Below are 5719 nucleotides of genomic sequence, written 5' to 3'. Positions count from 1 at the left end.
ATCGTCAATGAACGTATTGACGAGGTGCGTGATAATCTAAAGGATCCAAATGGCTATTGGGTTGGTCTTTGGTATGATCCTATCGTATTTGTTCAGAATGATACCTTCCACAATGGTATTGGCAAATATATTACTACGTGGGACACATTGGGAAAACAAGGTGATTGGTCTATTGTTATGACCGATTTTGTGGCATCTCAGAATGCGGCAAATTTGTTATATAACATGGTAGAGTACAAAGGGGAGCCGGAGGCTCTTGAATACCTGTATACCTTGAAGCCACATGTGGTACAGCATGCTAAATTCTTGTCTACTCCAGTACGGCTAACTGCATTAGGGGAGGCCAATATTGGTATTGGTAACTTGTCTGATGCGGCGCAATATAGTCGCCAGGGGTATCCAATTAAGGTTATTTATCCTAAAGATGGGACGTCTTATTATGTGACTGGTGCTGCTGTTTTAAAAAATTCAAAGCATAAAGCAGATAGTGTTGAGTTTATTAATTGGTTATTATCTTCTAAAACGGCGAAATATATGGTAGAAAAGAATTTTACCTATATCTTTACCAATCCTGAAATGGATGAACCAAAAGATTCTATGGGACATGATTTAGTGTTATGGCCTGTGAATGGTGGTTACACCATAGAAGGTAAAAAGTTATTGTTAAATCATTGGGTTAGTCAAGTACGATTCCGTAAGGACTAAGTCAGTTATATAGACCCTAGAACAAATAGAGAAAATCTAGTGATGAAAGGATATAGAATGGGTAAAAAATTAGGGTATGTTAGCCTAGGTTGTGCTAAAAATTTAGTAGATACAGAGGTGATGTTAGGCTTATTGCGAGATAATGGCTATTCGATTACAGAGGACCTAAGCGAAGCAGATCTTATCGTTGTAAATACCTGTACTTTTATTGAGAAAGCTAAGGCTGAGTCTATTAATACCATCCTTGAGGTTGCTCAATATAAGGAAGATGGTGCTTGTAAGGGCCTTATCGTAGCAGGTTGTCTTAGCCAACAATATCAGGATGAATTATTCCAAGAAATTCCTGAAATTGATGCATTAATCGGTACCGGTGCATGGGATCAAGTTATGGTAGCCGTTGATGCTATTGAGCACGGCAATCGCAGTTGTATCATGGAAAATATTACGAATATCTATGATGAGCGCATGCCTCGTATTCAAACAACACCTCGTTATAGTGCATATGTTAAAATTGCAGAAGGCTGTAATAACGGGTGTACATTCTGTATTATTCCAAAGGTACGCGGTGCATTCCGTAGTCGTACTATCGAGTCTATCAAGGCTGAAGTGGAACGATTGGCAGCGACAGGAGTTAAGGAAGTTGTCCTTATTGCTCAAGATACAACGAGCTATGGAATCGACCTTAATGATGGTAAACCATTGTTGACTACATTGTTAAAAGAATTAACAACTGTAGAGGGCATAGAATGGATTCGCATGCTATACCTATATCCGACATTCTTCTCTGATGAATTGTTAGATATTATTGTTAATGAGCCAAAGCTTTGTAAATATGTAGATATTCCACTGCAACATGTTAATAACGATATCTTGAAACAAATGAATCGCCGAGACAATCGCAATGATATTGAACGCTTACTTAAGAAAATTAGAAATGCGCCGACTCATATTACATTGCGCACCTCTATCATCGTTGGATTCCCTGGTGAAACAGATGAACAATTTGAGGAACTTTGTGACTTTGTAAAAGAAATCAAATTTGATAACATGGGCGTATTTACGTATTCTCAAGAAGATGGTACACCAGCTGGGGCTCGTGAAGACCAAATACCAGAAGAGGTCAAAGAAGAGCGTTATCACGTTCTTATGTCCATCCAAGCTGCTATCTCTGAAGAGAACAATCGCGATTTAGAAGGTACCATTGATTATGCGATGGTAGAGGAAATCGAAGAAGGCGAGAATAACACATTGCTTGCAAAAGGTCGATTGAAATCTCAAGCACCTGATGTAGATGGTAATATGTACATTGAAGACTGCGGTGAAGACATTCAACCTGGTGATATTCTTAAGGTACAAGTAGAGCAAGGCTTTGCTTATGATGTAGTAGCTACAGTTGTAGAATAATACACAGTTCGATATATTCGATTGTGGAGGTGATCTGATGATTGTAGAACTTATTTCTACAGGTTCAGAATTATTGCTAGGTGATACAGTAAATACGAATGTATCATGGCTAGCACAAGAGTTGAATAAACTAGGATATACCATTGCCCATCAATCGGTGGTAGGTGATAATCCGAAACGAATGGCTGAAGTCTTTCAGCTCGCTAGTACAAGGGCTGATATCGTTATTAGTACTGGTGGGTTAGGACCTACGCAGGGTGACATTACACGTAATGTACTTGCCGATTCAATTGGTAGACCTATTGTGTTTAATCAAGAGGCCATGGATGAGCTTGAAAGGTTCTTTAACAGTGTAAACCGTACTATACCTGATGCGAGTCGGCGAGAGGCACAATTACCAGAAGGGGCGAAGGTATTATATAACCCTGTTGGAGTTGCACCAGGTGTCGTCGTTGAAGATGGAGATACTACATACATACTTCTGCCTGGACCTCCTGGTGAAATGAAGGGCATGTTCCAAGAGAGCGTAGTTCCTTATTTAAATAACCGATTTAGTTCTCAAGGAATTGTTACATCTTATCGTTATGGTGTATATGATATTCGTGAAATCGATTTAGAAAGCACTTTGATGGATCTTATTAAGAATCAATCAAATCCGACCATAGCCTTACTCATTAAAAAAGGCTATATTGAAGTACGCATTACGGCCAAAGCTGAAACATTAGAAGCGGCGCAAGAACTATTAAATCCTTGGGATGCTATCATACGAGAGCGTTTAGGTTCTCGCATAGGACGCGACTTAACGATTTCTATGGAGGAAACACTAGGTCGTACCTTGCTAGAGGAACACAGCACTATTAGTACTGCTGAATCCTGTACATCGGGATTAGTTGGTAAACTACTGACTAATGTCAGTGGCAGTAGTGAGTACTATGTGGGTGGTGTTATTTCGTATAGCAATGATGTGAAACATCGTGTTTTAGGTGTACCACAAGAGATGCTAGATACATATGGCGCTGTTAGTGAGCAAGTGGCTAAGGCCATGGCTGAAGGCGCTAAGTCACTAGGGCAAACAACATATGCTGTTTCTACAACGGGAATAGCTGGTCCTGGTGGAGGCACTCAAGAAAAGCCCGTTGGTCTTGTGTGGTTCGGTGTAACTGGGCCACATGGTACGGTAGCCCATAAAGCTAATCTAATTGGTAATCGAGAAGATATTAGACAAAGTGCAGCAGAGTTAGCACTTTATTATGTTTATACTTATATAACAGAAAAGGGGAAATAAAATAATGGCTGTAGATGGTAGACAAGCAGCGTTGGATAACGCGTTAAAACAAATTGAAAAAGACTTTGGTAAAGGTGCTATTATGCGTCTTGGTGAAGCGGCAGATCGCATGAATGTAGAGGTAATTTCCTCTGGTTCTCTTGCTATCGATATCGCTGTTGGTGTAGGTGGGTTCCCTCGCGGCCGTGTAATTGAAATTTACGGTCCAGAATCTTCTGGTAAAACAACAGTGGCTCTTCATGCTGTAGCAGAAGCTCAAAAACAAGGTGGCATCGCTGCATTTATTGATGCGGAACATGCGATGGATCCAGTATATGCTCGCAACTTGGGTGTAGATATCAATAATTTGTTGATTTCTCAACCAGATAATGGTGAACAAGCTCTTGAAATTACAGAAGCTCTCGTTCGCAGTGGTGCAGTAGATATCGTTGTAGTTGACTCCGTAGCGGCTTTGGTTCCTAAAGCGGAAATCGATGGTGAAATGGGCGATGCTCACGTAGGCTTACAAGCTCGTTTGATGAGTAAAGCATTGCGTAAATTGACTGGTATTATCAGTAAATCCAAAACAGTTGTTATCTTTATTAACCAATTGCGTGAAAAAGTGGGTGTTATGTTCGGTAACCCTGAAACAACGACTGGTGGTCGTGCGTTGAAATTCTATTCCTCCGTACGTCTTGATGTTCGTAAAGGTGAATTGATCAAAGCAAACAACGAAAACGTTGGTGCTCGCACAAAAGTTAAAGTTGTTAAAAATAAAGTGGCACCTCCATTTAAAACAGCTGAATTTGATTTGATGTATGGTGAAGGTATCTCCAAGTCTGGTACACTTATCGATATCGGTACAAATATGGAAATCATAAATAAATCTGGTGCATGGTACTCCTATAATGGGGAACGTATGGGTCAAGGTAAGGAAGCGGCTAAACAATACTTACTAGATAATCCACAAATAGCCGATGAAATCGATCGTATTATTCGCGATACATTGGCTGTTGGCACTGAAGAAATCGATGTAATCGGTGAAGAAGTAACTGAAGAAGTATAATCATGAGTGACGAAACGATGCAAGCTGCTATGGATCAAGCGTATCGCTTCCTAGCTCAACGATTTCTTAGTTCTTATGAACTGACACAAAAAATGAGACGCAAACAATTCGAGGACCCAATCATTGAGAGGGTCCTTGAACGCCTTAGAGACTACGATTATATCAATGATGAACGCTTATCTGAGCAAGTATTAGCTTATTTGATGAAAGAACAAAAATACGGTGCTTATATGATTAAGCAAAAAATGAAACTTCGTGGCCTTGCGATTCCTCAAGAACTTTCTACTTATGATGAGGTGAAAGCTGCTTATCGGGTGGTAGAGAAAAAATTTGGTTCTATTCTCAATGAAGAACGGACTCCTCAAGTAAAGGTATTTAATTTTCTCAAATACAGAGGTTTCTCAACAAGCACAATTCAAATTGTATGCAATGATTTTTATGACTAAGTTATGCTTGTTGAGAGGCCTTGATAGGCTTGTAAAATCTTGACAGAAAGGGCTTTCAAGTCTAAAATTAATAATAGCCTTATTTATTTATATGATGATATGGCTAATTGATAATTTAATGCATGAAGGGCATAAAAAGGAGCATGAAAGCTCAATTTTGAGAATTTAAGAGGAGGTGAAACAGATTTTAGAGTATAGTCTAATTGCAGTGGTAATGGTACTGATTGGACTAGGGGTAGGCTATTTTTTAAGAAAAAATATTGCTGAAGGAAAACTGAATCAAGCTGAGCAAGAGGCTGCACGCATCATCGCAAACGGTGAGCGCACAGCTGAGTCTAAAAAGAAAGAAGCTTTATTAGAAGCGAAAGAAGAAATTCATAAGCTCCGTTCTGACGTGGAACGAGAAAATAAAGATCGTCGTTCTGAACTTCAACGTATGGAACGCCGTATTCTTCAAAAAGAAGAATCTTTGGATAAAAAATTAGACAATATTGAACACAAAGAGGAAGCTTTACATCGCAAAGAAGCTGACTTAGCCCAAAGCCGTGAAAAGGTAGAAGCATTGTACGAAAGACAAATGGCAGAATTAGAACGTATTTCTGGCATGACTTTCGAAGAAGCAAAAAATATCTTGTTAACGAATGTGGAACAAGAAATCCGTCATGAAACGGCGATTATGGTTAAGGAAATGGAGCAGCAAGCTAAGGATGAGGCGGAGAAAAAAGCAAAAGAAATTATCTCCTCTGCAATCCAACGTTGCGCAGCTGACCATGTAGCGGAAACTACCGTATCCGTAGTGGCATTGCCTAATGATGAAATGAAGGGGCGCATTAT

Annotated in this window: 6 protein-coding genes; all 6 read left to right on the top strand. The window is 39.6% G+C overall.

The window, feature by feature from the left end:
- Positions 1–705, top strand: a 705-nt coding sequence (locus tag Q0507_RS09155) for an ABC transporter substrate-binding protein (protein WP_298715263.1), incomplete at its 5' end; no start/stop codon positions are given.
- 57 nt (positions 706–762) lie between these two features.
- The gene (rimO, locus tag Q0507_RS09150; protein WP_298715261.1) at positions 763–2109 is read left to right on the top strand and encodes a 30S ribosomal protein S12 methylthiotransferase RimO; all 1347 of its coding nucleotides are present in this window, start codon (positions 763–765) and stop codon (positions 2107–2109) included.
- 37 nt (positions 2110–2146) lie between these two features.
- Positions 2147–3394: a competence/damage-inducible protein A gene (locus Q0507_RS09145; protein WP_298715259.1), complete on the top strand. Its 1248-nt coding sequence runs from the start codon at positions 2147–2149 to the stop codon at positions 3392–3394.
- Between the two features lie 4 nt (positions 3395–3398).
- Entirely contained in the window at positions 3399–4439 is a 1041-nt protein-coding gene (gene recA, locus Q0507_RS09140) for a recombinase RecA (RefSeq protein ID WP_298715257.1), read from the top strand.
- A 2-nt stretch (positions 4440–4441) separates the two neighbouring features.
- Positions 4442–4885: a regulatory protein RecX gene (locus Q0507_RS09135; protein ID WP_298715255.1), complete on the top strand. Its 444-nt coding sequence runs from the start codon at positions 4442–4444 to the stop codon at positions 4883–4885.
- Positions 4886–5099: 214 nt separating this feature from the next.
- Positions 5100–5719 (top strand): Rnase Y domain-containing protein (locus Q0507_RS09130; protein WP_298715265.1); only part of this gene is annotated, 620 nt, incomplete at its 3' end.

It is taken from the genome of uncultured Veillonella sp. (assembly GCF_938010505.1).
Lineage (GTDB): Bacteria > Bacillota > Negativicutes > Veillonellales > Veillonellaceae > Veillonella.
Note: the sequence above shows the minus strand (reverse complement) of the source record. Positions and strands in the feature narration are given on the sequence as shown.